Genomic DNA, 24713 nt, shown 5'->3' with positions numbered 1-24713 from the left:
CATGAGCGACATCATACTGGAGGCCAGGCACATCAACAAGGAGTTTCATGACCCGGTGACGGTACATGTGCTCACTGATATTACGTTTACTATTCAGAAAGGAGAGTTTACGTCCGTCATCGGAAAGTCCGGTTCGGGCAAGTCCACGCTGCTCTACATCCTCTCGACCATGGACACCGACTATACCGGAGAGCTGTTGATAGACAACGTGCCGATGACCGGCAAAACAGACGCCGATCTGGCGCGCATCCGAAACGAGAAGATTGGTTTTGTGTTCCAGTTTCATTACCTGCTCAATGAGTTCACGGTGTTGCGGAACGTGATGCTGCCTGGCATCAAGCTGAACAAACACAGCGAAGAGGAGGTGGCGCACCGCGCCATGGAACGGCTAAAGATGCTAGACATCGGCCACCTGGCCGAGAAAAGCGCCTACAAAATATCCGGGGGCGAGAAACAGCGCGTGGCTATTGCCCGCGCCCTCATCAACGATCCGCAGATTATCATGGGCGACGAACCGACCGGCAACCTGGATACCAAAAACAGCGATTTGGTGTTTGACATTTTCAAGGATCTGACGGTAGCGCACAACCAAACCCTGCTCATCGTGACGCACGATCAGAGCTTCGCTGAGAACACAGGCCGCGTGATTGAGATGGAAGACGGTAAAATCATCCGGCAATAGGAATCAGGCAGTGCTAAGGGGCATGGCCTGTTATACCTGCTCCCAGGTCCTGCGGCATGTTTTTGAAAAATCATACCTCAGTCCAGCAAACGCATTTTTAACCTTTCTCAGGCGGCAGATTTCCACTGCTCTGCTGTTTCCTGAACAAATTTCTCGAAGGTGCGCGGTGCATGGCCCAGCAGTTTTGTCAAGTGGTCGACGTCTTCTGCAGTGCCCTTGAAACCGTTTTTCTGGAAGAATTCATACATCAGTTTAAAGTCAAACACCTTCCAGGGCTCCATGTACTGCAGCGTCTGCTGTTCCCAGGCATCAAGGTCATCGCCACCGTACACGATGGGCTTGCCCAATACCTTCTGCCAGATTTCTGCGGTTTGGGGTCCGGTCAGGGGTTCGGGGCCCACTAGGTTGTATGTTTTTCCGGAATGGCCCTGCTCGGTGAGGGCGATGGCCGCCGCCTCGGCAATATCCCGGGTATCGACGCGCGAGAGGCCCTTGCTGCCGATGGGCTGCGGATACACGCCATGCTGCTGGAGGGCTTCCGTAAACCAGTTGTCGTTTTGAAAGAAGTTGTTTGGGCGTAAGATGGTATAGTCCATACCCGATGCTTTGAGGGCCATCTCCACCGGAATCTTGGAGCCGAAATGGGGTAAGTGCACCGCCTGGTCCACCTGGTGCACCGACATATAGACCATATGCCGCACCCCTGCCATCTGGGCACCATTTAGGGCAAAGAGCCCCAGGCTGGTTTCTGTCGTGCTAACGGGATTCAGCATAAACACACCCTCCATCCCTTTAAAGACAGAGCGCACGGTGGTGGGGTCGAGCAGGTCGCCAACCGCGCTGTGGGTGCCTTGGGGCAACTCGTGTGCATGCTCCTCGCTGCGGGTGAGCACAGTCACGTCGGCGTTTCGGGCCAACAGTTCCTTCACTACATGAGAGCCTACCGTGCCGGTGCCCCCTATAACCAGTACTTTCATACATATTGATGTTTACGGTTGATATAGATATATTTTAGTGTGCGGTATCATGCTGTAAAACAGTAGGTTGTGACTCGAAAAATCAATTAAGAATGACTTCCGGATTTATATTAATCCCCTATAAACAAGTACGAAACGAAGCCAATCGAGGTGCTGCCATTTAGTTAAGCGTGGCTAAGTGCTTTTATACTGATGGAAACAAGCGGTGGGAGAGGTTAAAGCGTGCGCGCATCGCTGGATGATATGGGCAAAACGAAAGCCGCTCTCATTTCTGAGAGCGGCTTTGAGTCGGTTACGGGAAGAAATTTTCTTCTTACTTCTGCAGCAATTCTCTGAAAAAAGGCTCCAATTGGCGCGCCATAATGCCATGGTCTTCCACATTTGGGTGCCCGCTGCAGCCTCTGGCCTGCATCGGCTCGAAAAAGTAAAGCGCGACCGGGGCGTCTGCCGGGTACGCCGCGTCGATGCTGGTCTTAACGGCGGTCAGGGCGTTTTGCAGAATGCGGGCATTCGTGCCCTGCACCATGGGGCTGCTTAGCAGGGCAATCTGCGCCTTCGGGTACTTCGATTTCACCAACTGCACAAAACCGGTATACTGCTGGATGAAGCTGGCGCTGTCAAAAGGCAGTCTTTCCCGCTTGCCGTCACCATTGCTGAAGTCGTTGGTGCCCAGCGCTATGCTAACTATTTGCGGCGTGAACGTGTTGAAATTCCAAAGCTTGGAGGAGTTTTTCTGCAGATTTGCTTTCTCGTATACCTCTGGCATGGTGGGCCCGTCGCTGTTCCAGTTCCGGTACATGCCAATGCCACTTACACTGCTTAGCACATACCCAGCCCCCAGCGTTCGGGCCACGCGCGGACCATAGGCCATGTAGGCATTGTGCTGGTCGTGGTAGACGCCGGTGCCGCAGGGCACTTCCGACGGATCGGCAGCGGCCCCGCAGGTGATGCTGTTTCCGATAAATTCTATCGTGGGTGCGGCGGTATTCCGGAGCGGTTGCAGCTTGTTGCCGGTAACCTTTTCGATGATCACAGGGCCTGTATGGGCCTCGGTGGCCTTATACACCCATACCTCGTGTTTGCCAGCGGTTGGCGCCTTTATCGTGAGTGGCGCTGCTGTGCCACCTGAGACTTTTACTCTGCCCTGGTATACCCCATCCAGTTTATACTGTAGGTAATTGTGCCCCTCAGGGTTTGGGATCGAGGCATACACCTGGCTTTCCGTACCTTCGAAGCTGTAACCGAAGTGTACTGCAGAACTGATCAGTTCCAGGTTATGGTCCGGGGTAATGGTGGTGCGCCCAAAAGGGAGCAGCGCGGTGGCGGACAGGGTATCGGGTTGGGTGGAAGTACGCTGGAGTGAGGTGCAGCTGATGCAGCAGAGGCACCATACTGCCACCAGGGAGTTGTATCTTAGTTTCATTTAGCTGGCTACGATTAAGGATCAGAGTGCAAGATGGGCAACAAAAACTGATGTTGCAACGGCATCCAGCTGAATTTCAGTCTTTAACCTTCTATCGTATTGCCCGAAATGCGGTCCGGAGGTATGGTTACTCGCTGGCCGCGATCCGTAGGGGCGGCAGCGGGGCCGGTACCGTGTTTTTGATGGGCTTGGTGGATTTTAGGTATGCGAACACGGCTTTCAACTCGTCGTCAGTCATGTGCGCATACATCTCCTATGGCATTGGGGGCAGCAGTTCGCGGCCGTCCACGATGCCTTTGTGCTTGCCCTGCCTGATGGCGGTAAAAAAGTTCTTTTCCTGCCAGTTGCCGATTCCTGTTTTGTCGGAGGTGAGGTTAGCGGCGTATGAAACACCCCACGGGCCTACCCAGGCTGTCAGCGTTTGTGTCACGGAGTATCCCTTGCGCTCCATTTCCTCGCGGTTTACGTCCGGGATTGGCTCCTGTGCCGGATGCCCCGACAAAGCCCGTGACATGTCGAATGCGGGGCCCTTATCAGTCATTTTTTTCGGGGTATGGCAGTCGTGGCACCCGGCAATGAAGACCAGGTGTTCGCCATACTTGATCTGGCTTTCAAAACCGCCATTGGCCTGCTGCTGCACAACGCTTTGTGTGTTCGGTATAAAACCGGCCTGTTGCATCAGCTCCCCCTCAATCGGACGCGCATGTTGCAAATACAGCAAAACCCCGGCAAACACTAATAGCGAGAGAATAAAGAGTTTGCTTTTCATGGCACACCAGATTTCATACAACAAAAAATCACCATATTTTTACTTGGCAAATACACGTATGGTTGTGGTATAATTTATATTTTATTGTAATATATGGTGTACGAGAGAAAACTTATGGTAAAGGAGTTCTTTTTATAAAGTGATGTATGATCCGGTTTAACTCATTGTTATATAGCTTCTTAAACTTTGTATTAGATGCTGCAACACTAGTGTTAAGACTATATGTAAATTCAAACGCATTGCATTAAGCAAATATGTGTCTGCTCATCTAACTATCCTGTCAAATCTATTTTGTGCCGCTCGGATTGCGCATCCAGAAGAAGCAACCAATGATCTTTCTCCCAATCTAATCTTGTAAGGAAAATATGAAAGATATATAGGAGTGAAATTCTATACGTCTCTGAAACATTTTTGTCATCCCGGAAGGATTTTGTGGGCAAGCCGCCTTGTATACCGCACTCGGAGCACGTGTTTTTATAGATGCAGCCCAAGGTAAGGGGCCGTTTTACTGTTTTTCATAGTCGCTACTTGCTGTGGTGTGCCTGCCGCTACGATCTGCCCGCCTTCCTCGCCAGCTCCCGGCCCGATATCGATGACCCAGTCGCTTCCGGCAGCCACGCGCATGTTGTGCTCCACCACAATCACAGTGTTACCGGCATCCACCAGCGCGTTCAGCTGCGTCACCAGTTTGTCCACGTCGGCGGGGTGGAGCCCGGTAGTAGGCTCGTCGAGAATGTAGAGCGTGTTGCCCCGCTGCGACTTTTGCAGCTCGGAGGCCAACTTGATGCGCTGGGCCTCACCACCCGATAGTTCGGTGGCGGGTTGCCCGAGCCGAAGGTAGCCCAGCCCCACCTCACGCAACACGGTGAGCGCGCGGTAAACGGCGGGCTCCTCCTCAAAAAACTCCCAGGCTACATCCACGGTCATGTCTAGTACGTCGGCTATGTTTTTGTCGCAGTAGGTAACCTCGAGGGTTTTGGCATTGTAGCGGGCTCCGTGGCAAACCGGGCAGGGGGCGTACACGCTGGGAAGAAAAAGCAGCTCCACCATCACGAAGCCTTCGCCCTGGCAGTTTTCGCAGCGCCCTTTGGCCACGTTAAAGGAAAAGCGGCCTGCATCATACCTGCGTGCCTTGGCCATGGGGGTGGCGGCAAACAGCTTGCGCACATGATCGAACAGGCCGGTATAGGTAGCCATGTTGGAGCGCGGCGTCCGTCCGATCGGCTTCTGGTCTACCCGCACCATGCGCCTGATTTGTTCCATACCTGCCGTTATCTCGCCGCCGGACGTGATGGGAGCGGTGCGCTCCAGTTCCTCGCCGTCTTCTTCCTCTACCGGCAGGGTATGGCCCAGGTGCGTCGCCACCAGTTCCACCAGCACCTGACTCACCAGGCTGGACTTGCCCGAACCGGACACGCCGGTAACAGCCGTGAAAACGCCAAGCGGAAAAGAGGCCTCCAACTGATGCAGGTTGTTGCGCGTGACACCGCGCAGTGCAAGCCAGCCGGAAGGCGTGCGCGGCGAGCGGTCGGGGAGGGGGGTATGGCCGAAAAGATAGGCTGCAGTCTTCGAGCCGCTGACCTCCTGCAGCCCGTCCAGAGGGCCGCTGTAGAGGATCTCACCGCCTTTGTCTCCGGCGGCGGGGCCCACGTCCACAATCCAGTCGGCGTGCCGGATGACGTCCAGGGCATGTTCGACGATGAAGAGGGAGTTTCCAGCCTTTTTCAGACCCTCTAGTGCCGTCAGGAGGGCTTCGGTGTCGGCGGGGTGCAGGCCAGCGGAAGGCTCGTCGAGCACATACACCACGCCAAACAAGTGGGAGTAGAGCTGCGTGGCCAGGCGAAGTCGCTGCAACTCCCCGGGCGAAAGGGTAGGCGTGCTGCGTTCCAGGGACAAATAACCCAGACCGAGGTCAAGCAATACGTTGATGCGTGCCACCAGGTCTTCTGCGATCCGCTGCGCCACAATGGTCTGCTCCGGGTGCTCCTTTTCCTGCTTGGCATGCCCTGTGTCCAACCCCTTGGCATAGGGCGTGAGTAGGTTAGCCACCCGTTTCAGGGGTAACCGCGAGAGTTCGGTAATGTCATACCCGGCAAAGGTCACCGACAGCGACTCGGGGCGCAGGCGCTTGCCCTGGCAGTTGGGGCAGTCGGTGCTGAGCATGTACTGCATCACCCGTTTTTTCATCTGCGGGCTGTTGGTGTTGGCAAAGGTATGGAACACATGCCGCCGCGCACTGCTGAAGGTGCCCATGTAGTTGGGCTCTTCCTTTCGTTTCAGGGCGCGCTGGGTTTGCTCGGGGGTATAGCCGGGGTATACCGGCACGACGGGCTGCTCGTCTGTAAACAGAATCCAGTCGCGGTCCTGCTGGGGTAGTTCGCGCCACGGTTTGTCCACGTCATAGCCCAGTGTCACCAGAATGTCGCGCTGGTTTTGCCCGCCCCAGGCGGTTGGCCAGGCGGCAATGGCCCGCTCCCGGATCGTCAGCGCATCGTCGGGCACCATCGTCTGCTCCGTCACCTCATATATCCGGCCCAGGCCGTGGCAAACCGGGCAGGCGCCCTCCGGCGTGTTTGGCGAAAAGGCCTCGGCGTAGATGATCGACTGCCCCGGAGGGTAATCGCCTGCGCGCGAGTACAGCATGCGGAGAAGGTTGGAGAGCGTGGTCACGCTGCCCACAGACGAGCGTGTGGTGGGTGTGCCGCGCTGTTGCTGCAGGGCCACCGCCGGGGGCAGCCCCTCAATGGAATCTACCTCAGGCACGGCCATCTGATGGAACAGGCGGCGGGCATAAGGCGACACGGACTCGAGGTAGCGCCGCTGGGCCTCGGCGTAGAGGGTGCCAAAGGCAAGTGAGGATTTGCCGGAACCCGACACCCCGGTAAAAACCACCAGTGCGTCGCGGGGTATAGAAAGGTTGATGTTTTTGAGGTTGTGCTCCCGCGCGCCGCGCACTGTCACAAAGCCATCGGTTTTTATAGGTATGTTTTCGGTTGATTTTAATGCCATGTATCAGTTTTAACAGTCTCTTGTTGCGGTTGATGCCAGCAACACTTCCTGAATGCAGCATCAACCTGACTGTTTACAGCAAACACGCCATTATGTTATTTTTTAAAAAAAGCCAGCATGCCAGATGGAGGGTCGGTGTTTTGCATCGGCTTCATACAGTGTTGCTTACCACGCTATTTATCATCCTGATCCGCTTCATCGAAACTGTCTTCAATCTCGGCCAGCAAAGCGTTCACGGCGTGCTCCTGTGCCTCCTCATAAATCAGTTCTCCTTTCATCAGGAATCTTTGGGCGTCGAGCAGCACCTCGTAAATCGGGGTATGGATGTGCCTGGGGATTTTATAGAGGCGCGGGTCGCTTTTGGTGAAGGGCGTCCTGACTTTGGCGTTGAACAGGTAGGGGAGTAGCGTTTTGGAGCAGCTGAGGGCAATGCGGTGCACCTCGTGCTCTTCGAAATACGCCTGAAGCCGCTCATTGATATTCTCAAAGAACTCGACCGTCTCGCCGAGCCTCACCCGCGACCCCGCCCGCGATTTCCCTTTGGTTTTGAGGTACTTGATCTGGCTTTTCCCTTGTTTCTTGCGCACCATATAGGAGCGAAACACTTTATGTTTCACGCAGTTGCCGTTCTCGAAATACCCCAGCGCACAGTTGCCCGACTGGATCAGCAGGATGACGTAATGCAGGTCTGGTTCTTCTGCCACCTGGCCATCACCGAGGTAGGTGAGCCCCAGCGGAAGCCTGAAAAACGCCTGCTCGTTTCCGGAAGCGTCTGACAAGGTAAGCCGGTGCTTGCCCGCATCATACTGCATCGGGTATGCCGCTGCCTGCAAATAACGGAGTAGCGCAACAGATTTGTCTTTGGAAAGCGGGCGGTTCATCGGCTGTAGGTATAAACGTAAGGCTGCAAATATAGCGATGTGCCCATCAGCATTCCGACTGCCACCGAAAATACAGGAGGAACCCAAAACAGCAGGATGCACACTGCGCTGCAAACAGGTATACCAGAAGATCAGCGACACAGCGCATATACTTATCTGACCTTGGACTTAAGCGATGGGCCTATTTGTTTGCGGTTCCTTTGTCCACTTCCTTAATAAAAGCGGTGAGCCCATTAAAGTAGGTTTGCTGATCATCGTACATGGCCATGTGGCTCCCCTGCGGACAGTATAAGTAGCTGCCGTTCGGGAATTGGGAAGCCATCCACTTCATGTGTTTCGGGTCCATAGTGTCGTGCTCTGCTCCGATGGTTAGGGTAGGCACGGTTATTTTGGAGAGGTCGCCGGACCTGTCCCAGTTTTTGAGCGAAGCGTTGCCGGTGATTCCGAATTCGCTTGGGCCCTGCATCTGCACATACACCACCGAGTTCATATGGTCAAACATGCGCGTCACGGGCTCTGGCCATTCATCCAAAGGCATTCGCAGGGCATGCTGGGTATAAAAATTGGGCATCAGGAGCTCCATGTACCGAGGATTTCCGAAGTCGTTGTTGGCCTCGATCTGCTTTACCTCCGCCAGCACTTTCGGGTCCATCTGCGGGCCAAGCACTTCCTGGGCATACGTGTTGTAGGCGGGTACACTCGACATCATGTTGGAGACAATCAGTCCTTTCAGGTTATTCTGGTATTTCAGGGCATACTCCATGGCCAGTATACCTCCCCATGAGTGACCCAGCAGGTAAAAATTGCTTTTGTCGAGGCCCAGGGCCAGGCGCACCTGCTCCACCTCTTCCACAAAACGCGCCGTGTTCCATAGGCTCGTGTCGGAGGGCTGGTCGCTGTAGTGCGAGCCCAACTGATCGTAGTAGTAATATTCTATACCCTCCTTCGGGAAGTAGCTGTCGAAACACTCAAACGCCTCGTGCGTGCCCCCAGGCCCACCGTGCAGCAACAGCACCTTCATGGTTGGGCTGTTGCCTGTGCGCTTCGTCCATACCTCAAACTCCCCTTTCGGGGTATGGATTTTTATTTTTCGGGCACCTCCGCTGCGTTCGTCTGCTTTGCCGGAGCTATCCAGGTAGCTCGTCAGGGTTGGGTTGTTTTCGGAGGGCTTGGATTCGGAAGGAGAGGTGCAGCGCTGAAAAATAAACAGGCAGGCCAGTAAGGCAGCAAACAGATAGTTCATAAACGTGGTTGTATCAAAAGATTATGTATGAATGTATGTAAAGTAAGCGGGTATACCCCTATAGTCTAACATGAGCAAGTAAACGAAGCCGCTTCAAACCTGCTTTTCCCATCAAGGCAACAGACGCGCAAAGCTAATTTTTCATCACAAAAGCAATATGTTAGGAAGGGAACCATGACAGAATCAGCGCTTTAAGTACACCCGGAACGTGGACCCCGCACCCAACTGGCTGTCAACTTCGATGCGCCCTTCGGCATTCTCCACGATTTTCTTCACCATGTACAGGCCAATGCCTGAACCCTCTACATGATCGTGCAGGCGGCCAAACATGGCAAACAGTTTTTTCGTCCCGGTCAGCTCCATGCCAAGGCCATTATCCTGCACAGACAGCACCACAAAATCCCCTTCGCGGTAACACTTGATGCTGACGTCTAGCCTACGCTCCGGCGAACTGTACTTAATGGCGTTCGACAGCAAGTTGAATACCACTGAGCGCAGGTTCTTCTCTGAGAAGCGGATATCGGGACAGTCGGCAAGGTCTGTCTCGACTTTGGCCCCAACGGCGTTTAATTGTGTAGACAGGTCTAGGCGCACGCCTTGTATAACTTGCTGCACATCCACGAGAACTTCCTCTTCACCGCTTTCTTTCTGCAGCTTGATTACCTCGGTCAGGTGTTGTATGGTTCGCTTGAAGCGACCGATAGAGTCCCCGATCATCCGGACGACACGATTTAACTGGTTCGATGCCAGCGTTTCGTCTGGTATGGACTCGATCAGGATCTGCAACAGTCCTTCAATGTTGAAGATCGGGGCTTTCAGATCATGCGAAGCGGTATAGATGAAGTTATCCAGGTCTGCGTTGATGCGCTTGAGTTGCTCGTTGGCGGTGCTCAGTTCGTTGTTTGTGGCAGCTAACTCCCGGGTCAGGGCTTGGGCCTCCTTTTCGCGCTCTTCTATTTCCAGGCGGATCTCAACCTGCTCGGTCACATCATTCACGAGCGTATAAAACCCAGCTACGTTCCCCTCTCTGATGTCGGGGACATAGCTGGTGCGGATGTATTTGGTAAATCCCTCGCGGTAAGGCATTCGGCTCTCAAAGTCAAGTCGCTCGCCAGCCAGCGCCCGCTTGATATACTCTTCTACTCCCTGATAGGCTTTTTCCCCAATCACCTCAAGCACGGTTCGGCCCAGCAAATCAGTCGACTTCATCGGAAACCAGGCCTCATAGGCTTTGTTGGCGAAACTGTACTTCTCGTCTTTGTCGAGGTAGCCGATCAGGACAGGCAAGGCATCGGTGATGAGCTGGAGCTTCTCGGCGCTTTGCTCAATTGCCTGCCGGGCTTCTACCTGGGCCGTCACTTCGTAGGCAAAAACGATGACCCCATCCGGTTTGTTTGCTTCGTTGAGACGGGCCTGTATGGTGTAGTTAAAATACCGTTCTTCAAGCGGCCCTCCTTCGTGACGGGCCACCGCAATCATCTCTTCCTTTTTCTCACCGGTTTCTCCCGTAGCGTACACATGCCTGAAAAGCTGGGCAACTGGCTGACTGGCCAGTTCCACCAAGGCTTCGCCCAACAAGGAGTTTCCAAGCAGCTTGCGGCCCGGAAACAGTTCCTGATAGGCAGGGTTTACCAATTCATACACTAAATCTTCGCCAGCCATAATACAGATAGGGGCAGGCGCACGCATGAAAAGCTTGTGCAGGCGGTTGCGCTCGTTCTCGGTTTCTGCCTTTGATCGCTGCAGTTCCTGTGTGCGTTCGGCCACCCGCGCCTCTAGTTCCTGGTTTAGTTGCCGCATCGCAAGCTGCGTCTGCGACAGTTCCTGGTTAGACGTTTGTATCTCCCGGTTTGCCTCGCTCAGCTGCAGATTCAGCGCACGCAAGGCCTTTTCCCGATCCTCTACCTCTCGCCGGGCCACCACCTGAGCAGTCACCTCGTAGGCAAACGTCATGATGCCGTCTATTTGGCCGTCCAGATTATAGGTGGCCTGGTAGATAAAGTTATAATAGTTTTCGCCCAAAGCCCCACTGTTGTCGTGGTCAAGCTGCACTTTCATCTCGTGGGCATAGAAGGTTTCGCCGGTGCGGTATACCTGGTCCAGCAGCCCAAAAACAGCCTGCCCCTCCAACTCCGGCATTGCCTCGGCAATCGGCTTGCCGAGGAGCGGCCGCTTGCCCACCAGTTGCTGGTAAGGTGGGTTCACGAAGCTGAAAGTGTGCTGTGGACCCTCATAGATGCAGATCATGGCGGGGGCCTGCATCAGCAGGTTGTGCAGTTTCCTTCGCTCGAGATCCGCCTGGGCCCGGGCTTCATCCAGCGCTTCGCTTTTCAGCTGCTGCCGTCCTTGCAGTTCCGAAGCCTGCTTCTTGCTACTTTCCTCCCGCTTCAGGTCCATCACACGCTTGGTCACATCCACCACTTTGTGAATGATATACAGGATGTTTCCCTCCTCGTCCAGCACTGGGGTATTGGACGTGCGCCAGTATTTTTCCTTGAAACTGTTTGGCAGCGTATGCTGCGGAATGTCGTAGCGCTGGAGCGGGTTTTTGTGCGGCTTTTTATGCTCCAGCACCCACTCCAGCGACTTTCTGAGGTTAGCCGACGGGTTGAACCCCGCTAAAAAGGTGTTATCCGGAAAAACATCAAAGAGTGATTTCCCCTGAATACTTTCCAGTTCTTTCATGGTAGCTTTCAGGTAGGGGTCGCTTGCCGTCAGGATTGTGAAATCGGGAGAAATAAGGAGATACAGGTCGGGGACAGCTTTGAAAAGGTGGTGTAAATCGGGCGATAAAAAAGCATTAGCTGTCATCGTGTGTATCGTTTTTTATCGTGAGCGCAGTGCAAAGCGGTATGAATAGTGTCTGTGCAATTTGAACGGGGGCGTTGAGTACGGGTTCGGCAATTGTAGTTAAATATTCAGGGGTACACCAGATATACCCGACAATGAACTGATTCAAACGATCATTAAAATGCGTGTGCCTAAGGTATGGGCTGCGGAGGGCAGTAACAGATTGATAGCTGAATAGGATGGTTTAAATTGATGTGATCGGTTAAACGCGTACGGCAAGCGGCCTTTAGCTAACAAAAAATGCAATGTACGAGGTTGAGCACAGGAGGACAGAGAATTCGGGATATTCTGTTGATGCAGGAGTAAGGTATACCTGCTTAAAAGGAATGGGGCTGGCAACGTAACGGCAAGCTGATGCCGCAGAGCAATAGGGAAAATAGGTATAAGAGCATGTGGAGTCTAAAGGTTGAGCAATTTGATCTCTTCTTCTATCGCCGGGCTGAGAACCATGATCAGGTGCTCGGCGAAAGCGGCATTCTGAATCACTTTTGTGTCCATCAGCACGGTTAGACCAAGGGGCTCATTGTCGCCGGAGAGCAGGATGCTGCCCATATAGCTGTCAATGTTAAGGTCCCTCAGCTCCATGTCATCCGGAAAAGAGGGCGCCACATCATAGGGATGGAAGCAGAAGCGCTGCGTGAGTACATCCTGACATGGGGTGCCTTTCAGCGCATACGTGAAATTGTCCAGAAGTTGCCCGTCCTGCAACATAATAGCGGTATGAACGCTCGTCATGTCTTCAGAGAGCCGTCCGATCAGTACAAACTTTGCATGCGTATGCTCCTGGATGAACGTTGCGATCTCCTGCAGGTAGTCACTATGTCTGCCTTTGTTGCAAAGGGTCAGCGCTGCTTCCAGGATTACGTTTTCATCGTCTCCCGGCTCGTATTGCCAATAATGGATGTGTCTGAACTCCATGATATTTTATTGTAATGACGTAGCACCTCTAAAAATATAAATTATTTTGGTTACATGATAGCAATAGATGTAGAGTTTACAAATAGCATGGCAGTAGATAAGGCATGCGGATGTTCTTTTATCTACGTAACTACCCCTTCTTGGCAGATCAATAAACGATGCAGGGTATAACTTGGCTCGCGCAGGGAATTTGTTCTCTTCTAATAATAATGAGTGATCCTCGCCTGAGTCAGAAAAATTACAGCCGTTACCGGATGTAGCGGCTGTAATTACTTTATCTGTCAATTTAAATTGGCTATTGCTTCAGAAAATTGAGCAGCACGGTGTTCAGCTTTTCTTTATGCGTCAGGAAAAGCCCGTGCGGCCCATCTTTGATAACGACATACTGATTGTTTTTAATAACCTTGGAAGACTGCGCACTGCTGGTTTCAATGGGCACAATCTGGTCGGCGTCGCCGTGCACGATAAGCGTGGGCACGGTAATGCGCTGCAACTCCTGCCGAAAATCTGTGTTGGCCCAGGCTTTGGCTGTCTGGATGGTGGCACGGGGCGAGGCGGCAGCGGCGATGGACCAGTCATACTGCAACTGCTCTTCGCTCACTTCCTCCTTATAGTCGCTGTAATTGTAGAATTGCTTCCCGAATTCGGCCAGAAAGGTTACCCGCTTTGTCTTGAGGCTGTCCATGATCTCGTTTAACTTGTCCTCGGGCACGCCATCCGGGTTATCGCCCGTTTTCTTCACGATCGGGATGATGGAACTGATGAGTACCGCCTTGGACACCCGGTCGTCGCCGAATTTAGAGAGATAGCGCACCACTTCGCCGCCGCCCATCGAGAAACCAACCAGTATACAGTCGTGCAGGTTTAGCTTTTCGATGAGTGTGCGCAGGTCCTGGGCCAGCGCATTGTATTCGTAGTTGTTCCAGGGGCGGTCAGAGTCACCGAAGCCGCGCCGGTCATAAGCGATGCAACGGAAACCTGCGTCCACAATATCCTGTATCTGGTTTTCCCACATCCGGTGGCTGAGTGGCCAGCCATGAATCAGGATGACTGGCCGGCCTTCGCCGCAGTCCTGATAATGCAGATGTATGTGTTCTCCTCGCTGAATGTCTTCTGTCTCGATGAATGGCATTGTATAAGTCTGTTATAGTTAGAATATGATTTATTAATGGCCATGGCCATTAGTGATCTAACGGTTAACAGGTTTTTGATGTTCAGGATATAATAGCAAGATAAAACAGTACTTTGTAAAGTTACATTTTGAATTGAATAGTAAGTTGCATCGCAAATTTGCCTCTTACTCTTCCCGCTGTTTCTGACTAAGCTATTTGATTTCAGATTGATAAGAGAAATTATTGACAAATAATGGTCACATTTAAATCAATAAACACCCAAACAAGCTGATTCTGTTACGCATAGCGGTTTTAGACTGATTTTGGCTAACATGCATATAAATCACTGAATATCTATCAGTTGCGAAAGCAAACCCAAAGTTTAGACAAGGAATAGCAGAGGTTCGGGATGAATTTTGGCTGACAAGAGTTGGGGCAGCGCAAAATAATTACATATTTTGTAAGGTGAGAAGTATTAAATGATCCAAAGCTTTCCTAACTTGCGATAACAAAATATCGATCCTCTGTCAGGAGCCTAACTATGTATATCCCTGTTTTTTAGGCTACTGTTTGAGTTAAAATCATTCTTGTATGAGTAAATTTCTAATCGATTTAAAGAAAAAAAGCTTCCGTTTACTCGGAATTCAGAAAAATTTGTACTTAGCAAAGTCCTTCGATACCTATCAAGGGGCATTTTTTAATTACAAAAGCATCGATTATATACAGTCTGTTCTTGCGAAAGGGAGTGAGGTTGGCAATTTAAAAGCCAATGCAGAGATCATGTTTTCCAGCTCTCTGAAATTTGGCAGCTCCAGAAAGGCAGTCCAGAAAAAGATGCCCCGGCCCACGCATCGGGCAATAGGCTGTACCTTTTCAAACTACGGGCAGCTGAATTACGACACGCTTTACTATAAAATCATGCTGGGGAAGCATAAGGTAAAGCTGGAAATGCATTTCTTCAACGACCAGTTGTTCTTCTTCTGTTATAATTTTTCAGTCACGTTGGAAAGGGAGCGGATGGATATTATTAATGTGCTGCACGAAAAGTACCTTGCCGCGCCGCGAAGAACCCTAGACCCACACACTATTGAAGACACGTATGGGCACTGCATTTCGGTAGACTCCGAGAAGAATTTGTCTGTGAGTTACCTGTATAAAGAAAGCGATTTTTTTGAACACATTTCCCAGGTGAAGCAGGAAGAGGAAACCAAGATCCTGACGAAAGAAGACGTAACCTACAAGCAGCTTTACGCCAGGCTATAGCCATCCGCTTTTCAGGGGGTATACGTAAGGATGGTTTTGAAACGGGTAGTTTTATACTTAAACCTGCGCCTTGTTCTAACTGCTGACTCTATGCATGTGTATGTATAAAAACTCGCAGCAACGTGCTTTCGGCCGCCTTTTTTAAATTCGATTTGGCTTACCACTTTTTAGCGACAGGAGTTATCTTCTGATGTTATTACAAACTTAAAAGACAATGAAGCGGCACCTGATCAGGTGCCGCTTTCTTTTTCAGGATAGTAGCGCTTAAAATTGTTGTTTGCTGCCACCTGAGCCTGCTACAAGGCCTCATTTATGTTTACTTAGCTTCATGATGCTGCGCACCGTCAGGAAGGTGAACAGGCTGCCGATCGCTACGATCCGGAGGATGGTCTGCGGGTCGCGGGTGGTGCGAAACCGGGTATTGCCGCCCTTCATTTCAATATAGCCGATAGGCGTCAGCATCATACCGCCGCCGCCTCCTGTGCCTTCTTCGCCGGCTTTCTTGCCCGCCCCGCCTCCAAAGCCGTACCCGGCCTTCGCTACGGGTATCACGGTCACGCCGTCCCGTTCTACGGGGGTGCCATATATGCGGGCAGCGTTGGCCGTGCCGCCCAGGTTTTCTGCCAATCGCTCCACAAAAGACTTTTGCGCGGAGCTGCCGTTGTTATTTTGATTTTCCATAGCTTAAAGATTTTAGGGATTCATTTATTTTACTGCTCACATAGGAAGCATTATCCAGTCGTTGACTGCTGAGACAGACTACGGGAAAGCGCTATGCATGCGGCCCTGTTATAGGCTACGTAAGCCATCCGGAAACGAATAGCTGTTTTGGGGGTGGGCCGCTCAGCTACCGTGAAGCGCCGTCTGGAGCGTGTTGCCGTGCTTAATGGTGTGCTTCCCGAAACGCAGATTACGGTTATACCTGCCTTACCAATCACCGCCATTACCGAAGCGGGTATAGAGTTGTTGCTTACAACTCATGCCAGCCAGTTCCCGAGGGCTGCCCGGAAACTGGCGAAAAAGAACTGCGTGGCGTAAGATCGAGATACGGGTACGTCACTTTAGAAAGGTATAGACCCTGGGGGTGGGCTGGGTGCAGCTGTCTCGGCGAGTTATCGGTGGCCAGGTAACTCTCAAACTCCGCAAGGCTAAGGGTGCCCGTTCCTACCTGCAGCAGCTTGCCCACCACGATCCGGATCATGCGGCTCAGGAACCGGTTTGCGGTAATCTGGAAGCGCAGTCTGTCGCCGTTGCTTGTGATAAACCATTGGGCCGACTGAATGTGGCAGATGGTGCTTCGGTGCTCGGCGGGAGTGATGCAAAAGGACCTGTAGTCGGTGTAGTTTGGAAGCAAGGCGGTCGCTGCCTTCATCTGGTCTAGGTGCAGGTGGGAGAAGAGGTAGAGGGCACTTGCGTCGCTCAGGAATGGGTTTTTAGAGGTATGGATGAAATAGTCATAGCTCCTTGCGGTGGCATCAAACCGGGCGTGGGGCAGGCCATCCATCGGTATGATGTCGAACACGGCGATATCTGGCGGCAACACCTTGTTTAGCCGGAAAACCAGATCGAAGGTCCAGGGTATGGCTACGTCCAGGTGAAAGAAGTACTGGCTGGCATGCACCCCGGCATCCGTCCGTCCGCACCCCACGATCGCGACAGGTGTTTTCAGGATGCGGGTTAGTGCGCTCTCCAGCACCTGTTGCACATTGATGCCATACGGGTGGCGCTGCCAGCCTTTGTAGTGGCTGCCCTTGTAGCCGATGTGGAAGAAATACCGCAATGTATACGTTTGTTTTTTCAGTGCTGAAATCAGGGGCACAAGGTAGGTATAAATTAGCATTCGCCTACGCGCCCAGCCATACCCTTACCAGGAACTTTGAGAGGACATATTGGGCGGTTAGGTTTGATTTTATACCGTTATCAAACAGATTTAACACATGTAAAAGTGTTAGTGCAGAATAACCCACCCCTACCCCTCCCAAGAGGGGAATTGCACTTATGAAGGGCAAAGATGTATGCGCTTATCAATTGATATTAATATTAAATTGTTGATCTTATACTCCCCATTACACATAGGTGGGGTATAAAAGTTGCCTCTTTAAAAACTGAAGGATCCAGCGGGCTCGCTTTGGAGGGGGCAGTTGGAGGACTATGAGTGCTGAAAAATACACTTGGAGATGAGCACTCTTGCAGAAAAAATCCTCCTAATCTCCTTACCTTGTAGCGGGAGCTGAACAAAACGCCAACCCGCTTGTCATTCCCATACCCTCCTTCAAAAGTCACAAAGAATAGAACATGTCAAAATCGAAAAAACTTAAGAACGTAACCGTCGCCCAGGTTTTCAAAACCATTATCTGGCCCCGGAAAAGGCATCTCTCTGTTGGCTTTGCGCTCATCATTGTCAGCCGGCTGGCGGGCCTGGTGTTGCCGGGGGCTAGCAAGTTCCTGATCGACGATGTGATCCCGAACAACGACTCGACCATGCTGAAATGGCTGATCGGGGCGGTGGTGGCAGCGATCGTCATTCAGGCGATCACCTCGTTTGCCCTGACGCAGATACTGAGCGTGGAGGCGCAGAACCTCATTTCGCAGCTACGGGCGAAGGTGCAGCGGCATATCATCCAACTCCCCATCCGCTTCTTCGACAATACCAAGACCGGTGAGCTGGTGTCCCGGATCATGACGGATGTGGAAGGCGTGCGCAACCTGGTCGGTACGGGATTTGCCCAGATGATAGGAGGGGTGCTGACCTCGCTGATCTGCCTGGTGCTGCTCATCTACATCAGTCCGCTGATGACGGGTTTTGTGTTGCTTCCGGTGGCTATTTTCGGGGTTATTTCCCTGAAAGCGTTCGGTAAGATCCGGCCTATCTTCCGGGAGCGCGGGGTGATCAATGCCGAGGTCACTGGCCGGCTGACCGAGACGCTTGGCGGTGTGCGCGTGATAAAGGGGTTTAATGCCGAAGCGCAGGAGATCAAGACCTTTGAGGATGGTGTGAATCGGCTTTTCCTCAACGTGAAGCGCAGCCTGATCACCACCAGCGTGGTTACCTCGTCGGCCACCTTGCTGCTGGGCCTTGCCTCGGCGGGCATTATGGGCATTGGCGGTTACCTGATCATGAAGGGCGAGCTTACCTTCGGCGATTTTCTGGCCTTTACGCTGTACCTGGGCTTCATGATCGCGCCTATCCTGCAGATGAGTAACATCGGGAGTCAGTTTACAGAGGCCTTTGCCGGCCTGGACCGCACCGAAGAAATCCTGAACACACCCCTCGAAGACGATGGCGGGCACAGAACCCTACGTCTGGACCGTATCCACGGCGATGTGGTTTTCGACAAGGTGGCGTTTGCCTATGAGGCCGGGAAAGAAGTGGTGAAGGAAATTAGCTTTAAAGCCCCTGCCGGTTCCGTCACGGCTCTGGTTGGCTCGTCGGGTTCCGGTAAAACGACCATAGCCGGACTCGCGGCTTCTTTTCTAAACCCCGACAGTGGCACCATCACCGTTGACGGCCACGACTTGCAAACCATCAGCCTGCAGAGCTACAGAAGCAAGTTGGGCGTGGTGCTGCAGGACGATTTCCTGTTTGAAGGCAGCATTCGCGAAAACATCCTCTTCCCAAGACCGGACGCCACCGAGGCCCAACTGCAGGAAGCCGTGGAAGCAGCCTATGTGCAGGAGTTCACGGATCGCTTTGATGAAGGCCTGGATACGCTGATCGGGGAGCGGGGCGTGAAGCTTTCGGGCGGGCAGCGGCAGCGCATCGCCATCGCCCGGGCCGTGCTGGCCGACCCGCGCATTTTGATTCTGGATGAGGCCACTTCCAACCTCGATACGGAGAGCGAGAGCCTGATACAGGCCAGCCTGAAAACGCTGATGCAGGGCCGAACCACCTTCGTGATCGCCCACCGCCTCAGTACCATTCGCCAGGCCGACCAGATCCTGGTGATTGAGCAGGGCCACATCGCTGAAAGAGGCAGGCACGAGGAGTTGTTGGAAAAGCAGGGCAGGTATTACCAACTCTATACCTATCAGGCGAGGATTTAAGGATTGGTGCGGCGGCTGGGTTTAGAGAACGTTTACTAGCGGAGCACCCCTTTAAAAGTCATTTTCGACCCATAGCTTCCGGGCAACGCCAATGCCCACGAAGTTGCCCCGGCCACCGCCTCTCAGCAAAACAGACACGTTTTGCCCTTGCCCTAACTCACTCAGGCTGATCGTTTGCCCGTCAGCACCAATGATTTGCGCGGTGGGCACCACAAGCACATAGGCCCGGTTGTAGCGAGAGTTTGGCGAAGGTGAAAAATTCTCCACTTCCAGCACCACCTGGCCTTCGTTATACCGGCTTGCCACAATGCTTCCTCTTATATCCACGCGTTGGGGTGCCACGTTATTGGTAGCTCTCGTTGCCCTGCCAGATGTGCCAGCAGGTGCAGTACTGGTCTGGCATGCACCCAATCCCAGCAGGACAAGTAATGACAAGGTTATTATGCCTTTTTGTATATGCTTAGTTTTCATGGGTTTATCTCTTGATTATACCCCCTTTAACGCGGCAGCCGATGCAGGGTATACTCGCTGGCTTATGTATAGAACGTGATGAACGGCGGCGGCTGAAACGGCTACAGGCTGTCTGCGGTGGGTATAGGCGTTTCGGAAGAAGGCTGTGGAATGATAAAGGAAACAGCTGCTTATGTTTTCCTGACCAAGAAGAGTAGCCAGACGATCTTGGTTTTGGCCACCTGTATACATTTACTGCAGCACGATGCCTGTTGTGTCTGCGTCTACGAAGCTGGAGTCGCTCAGGAAACGGACATTTCTTAAATCAGCACCTCTTAAACTGGCATGTCTGAAGTTGGCACCTCGTACGTTTGCGCCTCTCAAATCAGCACTGTCTAAAATTGCATGTTCAAAATCTACATCTATTAAAAGAGCGCTCTTTAAATCGGCACCCTTGAGGTCAGCGCCGCTCAAGTCAGCTCCCACCAAAATAGCAAAGGTTAATATGGCATTCTCCAGATCAGCGGCATACAGCCGGACTCCTCTCATGTCAGCCAACGAAAGGTCAGCATACCGTAGTTTGGCCGTGTTCAAATCGGCGCTGTCCAGCTTTGCGAAAAGGAAGGTAGCTCCCGTTAAATCAGCGAACCCCAGGCTGGCGTCACTTAACCTGGCTTCGCTCAAATCGGCGGCCCGCAGACTGGCGCCGTTCAAAAAAGCACCGCGTAAATCCGCAAATGTAAGATCGGCACTGTCCAGTTTGGTAGCCCTCAGTTTCGCGTTAATCATTTCACTGTAACTTAGCTTTGCCGCTGTTAAATTGGCACTGTCCAGAATGGCTTTGTTCAGTTCAGAATTTGAAAGGGTGGCGTAGCGCAGGTTTGCCTTTGCCAGTTTAGCGTTCGACAGATCAGCTCCATATAGATCGGCGCCATGGAGATCAATCCCCTCAAAGAAGCCATACTCCCCATTTAACCCGCGAAGATCAATCCCCTCGTCGTGTAAAAACAGTAAAGCCTCCATGCGTCCGCCGCCCTTTTCAAACAGTATGGACCAGTTCTCCCGGATAGCAGCGTGTTTCCGCGCCGGGAGCTCTGTAAACCAGGTAATGATAGCCAAAAGTACCGCTAACTTGCCCACATATTTCAGCACGTTGAAAATAGCCAGGTGGCTGAGCCAGTAAGCCAGCCAGTCCATACTCCACTCCAGCCACAGAAATGGGGCCGCCAGTAGAGAACCCGGTGCTGGTTTGGGAGGCTTTTTGAATTTTACTTTGCCCATGTAAGTCGAGTAAGCTGTAGTACTTTTCTTATACTTTATTGAATGGGCACAGTTGCGAGGAGCGTGATATAACCTAAATGGAATGAGGATAACTGTTTCTATTTCTCCGGCAGCACGCCTGGTTGTTGTCCTTTGCTCTAGAAAATCCGGCTGCCCCGCTAGTGCGAGCTTGTAACTCGTACTATTACTTTTGCATTGCTGCGTAGAGGTAGAGGCACGAGCTGCAAGCACGCGCCAGCAGAGAGATGCGTATGAATTGCTACCGCCACCATACCCCAAACCAGTCCATCCCGCTAAACAAAGTTCAGGGATTCCCATCCCCAAGCCGCAAACCACTCCACAAAATCGAAGTTTCTGCCAGAGAGTACTTTGGTGGGATTTATACGTATACAAATATAGCTATACCTTAGATTGAAGGAAGAAGCCGCTGCGTGCGCGTCGGCAAATTTACTACTCCGTATCAGATTCAGGGGAGCCTGTTTTTAACTGATTTATACACATAAACAACTATTTATTAATTGTTTATACATTGACTAAAAGCTTCATGCGGCTATTTGGTCTTCTGAAAACATTATCGTCCGCCCTAAGTTCTCCTTTTGTGGGCTGCATTATGTTCGCCTGCTGCAAATAGCCTGCGTGCCTCCGTTCACTCCTTCCCTTATAGCCCGAAAGGCGGTTGCTTTAATTTAAATTTAATACCAACTATATGAAAAAACTTTACACGCTCATCATTTTCCTGTTGATCAGTACCTCCGTTTTTGCCCAGTATAAGACGGTGGTTTTCAATTACGACAGGACCTACTTCAACGAGGGCCAGCCGCTGCCTGCCGAAAGCAATTTCATACTGACGGGTGAGGCAGGAGGCGAGGTTGAAATGGTAGAGCTCGCCATCTACGGCTCCCCCGACACGAGCAAAGACCCGCTTTACCGGAACGTCTGGAAAAAGCGCCCTTCCGGCACTGACAATAATTTTACCTTGCCGGTGAACTACCCCCTGCGCGGAAACGAGAAGTATACCTTTCTCCTCAATTTCTACGAGGCTGCCCCGGCCCAGCAGCAGCGGCAGCTTTTACGGCAATTAAACGCCGCTCTGGATGCCTATATCGACCAGTCGTATGTGGTGAGCAGAGGCAGCGTGGAACTGCGTAAGCACCCCAAAAACATGCGCAGCGACATGAACGCCATCGTGAGCCAAGGACTTGGACTTTACCGAAGCCATATCAACTATACCTTCAATGGCTTCTCCGATATCGTGCTGGACAAGCTGGAGCAGATCAATAACCTGCGCCTGCGCAAAGCACGGCGCAATATTGTTGCCGGTGAAGGGGAAGATAACCAGACCATCCGGCTGAAGTATGCGCACGAACAGGTGGAGGCCCTGAAAGTGATGGTGAACCAGGAAGTGGCGCAATACACAAACGCACAGTTGCTGGTCCTCACCGACAGTAAAAAAATCACCGACTACGCCACGGAGAAAACCCGCAACGTGGTCGCGATCAACGTGGGGTATGGCGGGGTGTACAATTCGGGCAATGTCGATAATTTCACCTCCGACACGGCCCCCTATGTGGGCATTTCCATCCCGTTTGGCAGAGCGGCATTTTCCTCCACTTTCTGGTCCAGATCCAGTATCTCCACGGGCGTGCTGCTGCAGAACCTGGATTTTGGCGAGGACGATGAAGCGACCGGCCCCTTGGTGAAGCGCCCGGTTTATGTGGCGTTGGGTTACAGGGCGCTACCCTTCGTGCGCATCCATGCGGGGGCCACGGTGCTGCAGAGCGACCAGGCGTCGAATACCATCTCCGATTTCAGTGTAGACAGGGTATACATCCGCCCATTTGTTGGCCTGAGCCTGGAGCTTAATTTCTGGATGGACCTAAACCGCTAACCATGAAACGACTTCTAACAATAGGCCTGCTGCTGCTCAGTTGGCAACTGGCCGTTGCCCAGCATGACCTGTACAAGTGGCAGCTAAGCGGCTATACCGGTACAGCCGCGTACAGCAACGACGCCAACCGATTCGCTGATTACTATACCCTGAACGATAACCTGCTGTACCGTGCCGAGCTGACCCGAAGCGTCGGCAATAGCCTGGGGCTGTCTGCGAGCTATGCGCTTGGCGAGGTCCGGGGGCGCGACCTGCAGCGGAACCCTTTCGAAACCGAGGTGCACATGGCTGCGCTGCGGGCCTATTTTTATACCGATAATGGCTGGCTCTTGAACAGTTCTGCGAGGGTATCCCCGTATGTCTTCGGGGGGTATGGGCTGAGTATTCTGGAGACATCCAGTGGCGCCACAACAACGGAGTCGCGCTATGTGTCGGCTATACCTGTGGGCGTTGGCCTGAAGTTCAGGCTTAGCGAGCGGTGGCAACTGGGCTTGCAAACGGAAGCGGTATACCTGACGGAACCGCACCTGAAGGGCCTCGCGCTCGAGCAGAACGACTATAACAGCGCGTACCTGCACACGGGGTTCACGCTGGGGTATAGCTTTGGTTTCAGGAAATCGACGTTTAAGGCCCCGCAGTATTTTTCCGGCACCATAGCGACAGAACAGGCAGAGGAGCAACAAACCCAACCTCGGCAAAACGTGCTGGAAATGATGCTGACGCTGCCGCCCCGAGCCGCCCAGGTGGAACGGGCACAAACAGCAGACAACCTGGCCACAGAACCGCAGCTGGCGCAAAGACCGGTATACGCGCCCGCTGACACCCTCCATACCCGAAGCGCCACTATCGGTACGGACACCAGTCTGGTGCAAGGCACACGCATGGTACAAGGCATACCTCCGCAAACACGCCAAATTCAGGACACAACAAATACATCCAGCCCTGCCCCAGCAGTTGCCGCCAAAACAAGCGCAAAGCCTGAAACAGCAGGGGAGAGGAGCAAGCAAGAGGAGGCACAGCCTATACCCACTATAGCAGAACGCAGCACCATACCACCGGATACTGTTATTCAACGGCAAACGGCAACACAGCAGCGGCCTCAGCCAACTCCCCTTTCACCGGAAAAAGAATCAGCGGAGCCAGAGAAGGAAACCTCTGTAAAGACAGGGGAAAGCACCAGGCAAAAAACGCAGAAAAGTGCTGCGGCCAAATCCAGGGCAGACGCACCGGGGAAAACCAAGGAGCGCGTGCGTGTGAAAGAGCAGGTGGTTTACGTGCCGATGCGTACTAGACCCGCGGATGTACCGGTGGACACCGCGCAGCTCTACCAGGAAAGGCTACAGCTTTCGGCCGTGAGTGCAGAGAACAGGAGGCTACAGGCGAGCATCGACTCGTTGCGGGCCACGCTCCCCACCGACGATACCCTGCAACAAATGGCTGTGGTAGACTCCAGTTTGGTGCAGTACCTGCAACGGCAGGCCGCCCTGAACGACAGCGTGTTGCAGCGCCTCAACCAATATGAGCAGGAACTGGCCCTCTTGCAAAAATTGACGACGGTTCCGGTTGATGTTCCGGTGACGTTAGCCTCGGCAGTTGTGCCCAAAGCCTATACCTCCACCGTCTATTATCCGGTCAATACGTTTCAGGTGCCCCTGGAAAGCCTCCGGGACTTGAACGAGGTCGTGAAAAAGCTGCAGGAGATGCCAGCCCGGAACGTGCGCCTCACCGGCCATTCCTCCCAATCCGGAAAAGCTGCCTATAACCTGGCGCTAAGCCGCAAGCGGGTAGAGGCGCTGGTTGATTTCCTGACCGTGCAAGGCATAAGCAAAGAGCGTATCAGTGTTCAGTATATGGGCGATGCCACTGCCTCCCAAAAAGAAAACCCTTTAGATCGAAAAGTTGATATAGAAATAACTGAATAAC

18 protein-coding genes are annotated in these 24713 nt (G+C 52.7%); 5 read left to right on the top strand and 13 right to left on the bottom strand.

Going from position 1 to position 24713, the window contains the following annotated elements; all coding sequences use genetic code 11:
* Nucleotide 1 precedes the first annotated feature (1 nt).
* Nucleotides 2-682, top strand: a complete 681-nt coding sequence (locus MKJ04_RS04915; RefSeq protein ID WP_241639842.1) for an ABC transporter ATP-binding protein — start codon at nt 2-4, stop codon at nt 680-682.
* Nucleotides 683-789: 107 nt separating this feature from the next.
* Here MKJ04_RS04915 and MKJ04_RS04910 read toward each other — a convergent pair whose 3' ends face one another.
* The 9 genes from MKJ04_RS04910 to MKJ04_RS04870 form a co-directional block, all read right to left on the bottom strand.
* Nucleotides 790-1659, bottom strand: coding sequence for an SDR family oxidoreductase (locus tag MKJ04_RS04910; RefSeq protein WP_241639840.1), 870 nt, complete (start codon nt 1657-1659; stop codon nt 790-792).
* Between the two features lie 313 nt (nt 1660-1972).
* Complete coding sequence (locus tag MKJ04_RS04905; RefSeq protein ID WP_241639838.1) at nt 1973-3082, bottom strand: SGNH/GDSL hydrolase family protein; 1110 nt, start codon at nt 3080-3082, stop codon at nt 1973-1975.
* Nucleotides 3083-3335: 253 nt separating this feature from the next.
* Nucleotides 3336-3851, bottom strand: coding sequence for a diheme cytochrome c-553 (locus tag MKJ04_RS04900; RefSeq protein WP_241639837.1), 516 nt, complete (start codon nt 3849-3851; stop codon nt 3336-3338).
* 474 nt (nt 3852-4325) lie between these two features.
* Nucleotides 4326-6860 carry an excinuclease ABC subunit UvrA gene (gene uvrA, locus MKJ04_RS04895; protein ID WP_241639836.1) on the bottom strand — a complete coding sequence of 845 codons (2535 nt, stop codon included), beginning with the start codon at nt 6858-6860 and terminating at the stop codon, nt 4326-4328.
* A 173-nt stretch (nt 6861-7033) separates the two neighbouring features.
* Complete coding sequence (locus tag MKJ04_RS04890) at nt 7034-7741, bottom strand: hypothetical protein (RefSeq protein WP_241639835.1); 708 nt, start codon at nt 7739-7741, stop codon at nt 7034-7036.
* Between the two features lie 181 nt (nt 7742-7922).
* Entirely contained in the window at nt 7923-8984 is a 1062-nt protein-coding gene (locus MKJ04_RS04885) for a proline iminopeptidase-family hydrolase (RefSeq protein ID WP_241639834.1), read from the bottom strand.
* A gap of 183 nt (nt 8985-9167) precedes the next feature.
* Nucleotides 9168-11795 (bottom strand): PAS domain-containing protein, encoded by a 2628-nt coding sequence (locus MKJ04_RS04880; protein ID WP_241639833.1) that lies wholly within the window; start codon nt 11793-11795, stop codon nt 9168-9170.
* A 438-nt stretch (nt 11796-12233) separates the two neighbouring features.
* The gene (locus MKJ04_RS04875) at nt 12234-12752 is read right to left on the bottom strand and encodes a hypothetical protein (RefSeq protein ID WP_241639832.1); all 519 of its coding nucleotides are present in this window, start codon (nt 12750-12752) and stop codon (nt 12234-12236) included.
* Nucleotides 12753-13047: 295 nt separating this feature from the next.
* Nucleotides 13048-13884, bottom strand: a complete 837-nt coding sequence (locus tag MKJ04_RS04870; RefSeq protein WP_241639831.1) for an alpha/beta fold hydrolase — start codon at nt 13882-13884, stop codon at nt 13048-13050.
* A gap of 760 nt (nt 13885-14644) precedes the next feature.
* Here MKJ04_RS04870 and MKJ04_RS04865 point away from each other — a divergent pair.
* Entirely contained in the window at nt 14645-15127 is a 483-nt protein-coding gene (locus MKJ04_RS04865; RefSeq protein ID WP_241639830.1) for a hypothetical protein, read from the top strand.
* 306 nt (nt 15128-15433) lie between these two features.
* Here the strand turns inward: MKJ04_RS04865 and MKJ04_RS04860 are convergent, their stop codons facing one another.
* Nucleotides 15434-15808 carry a spore germination protein GerW family protein gene (locus MKJ04_RS04860; RefSeq protein WP_241639828.1) on the bottom strand — a complete coding sequence of 125 codons (375 nt, stop codon included), beginning with the start codon at nt 15806-15808 and terminating at the stop codon, nt 15434-15436.
* A gap of 289 nt (nt 15809-16097) precedes the next feature.
* Nucleotides 16098-16946, bottom strand: coding sequence for a tRNA pseudouridine(38-40) synthase TruA (gene truA / locus MKJ04_RS04855; RefSeq protein WP_241639827.1), 849 nt, complete (start codon nt 16944-16946; stop codon nt 16098-16100).
* A 476-nt stretch (nt 16947-17422) separates the two neighbouring features.
* Here truA and MKJ04_RS04850 point away from each other — a divergent pair, with 476 nt between their 5' ends.
* Entirely contained in the window at nt 17423-19171 is a 1749-nt protein-coding gene (locus MKJ04_RS04850; protein ID WP_241639825.1) for an ABC transporter ATP-binding protein, read from the top strand.
* A gap of 51 nt (nt 19172-19222) precedes the next feature.
* Here the strand turns inward: MKJ04_RS04850 and MKJ04_RS04845 are convergent, their stop codons facing one another.
* Nucleotides 19223-19498 (bottom strand): hypothetical protein, encoded by a 276-nt coding sequence (locus MKJ04_RS04845; protein WP_241639824.1) that lies wholly within the window; start codon nt 19496-19498, stop codon nt 19223-19225.
* A gap of 375 nt (nt 19499-19873) precedes the next feature.
* The gene (locus MKJ04_RS04840; RefSeq protein ID WP_241639823.1) at nt 19874-20902 is read right to left on the bottom strand and encodes a pentapeptide repeat-containing protein; all 1029 of its coding nucleotides are present in this window, start codon (nt 20900-20902) and stop codon (nt 19874-19876) included.
* A gap of 706 nt (nt 20903-21608) precedes the next feature.
* On the opposite strand from MKJ04_RS04840, the gene MKJ04_RS04835 reads away from it, so the two are divergent.
* Together MKJ04_RS04835 and MKJ04_RS04830 are read left to right on the top strand one after the other, a co-directional pair.
* Nucleotides 21609-22790, top strand: a complete 1182-nt coding sequence (locus MKJ04_RS04835) for a hypothetical protein (RefSeq protein ID WP_241639822.1) — start codon at nt 21609-21611, stop codon at nt 22788-22790.
* Between the two features lie 2 nt (nt 22791-22792).
* Nucleotides 22793-24712, top strand: coding sequence for a DUF6089 family protein (locus tag MKJ04_RS04830; protein ID WP_241639821.1), 1920 nt, complete (start codon nt 22793-22795; stop codon nt 24710-24712).
* Nucleotide 24713 lies beyond the last annotated feature (1 nt).

This window comes from Pontibacter sp. E15-1 (assembly GCF_022601975.1).
Classification (GTDB): domain Bacteria; phylum Bacteroidota; class Bacteroidia; order Cytophagales; family Hymenobacteraceae; genus Pontibacter.
Note: the sequence above shows the minus strand (reverse complement) of the source record. Positions and strands in the feature narration are given on the sequence as shown.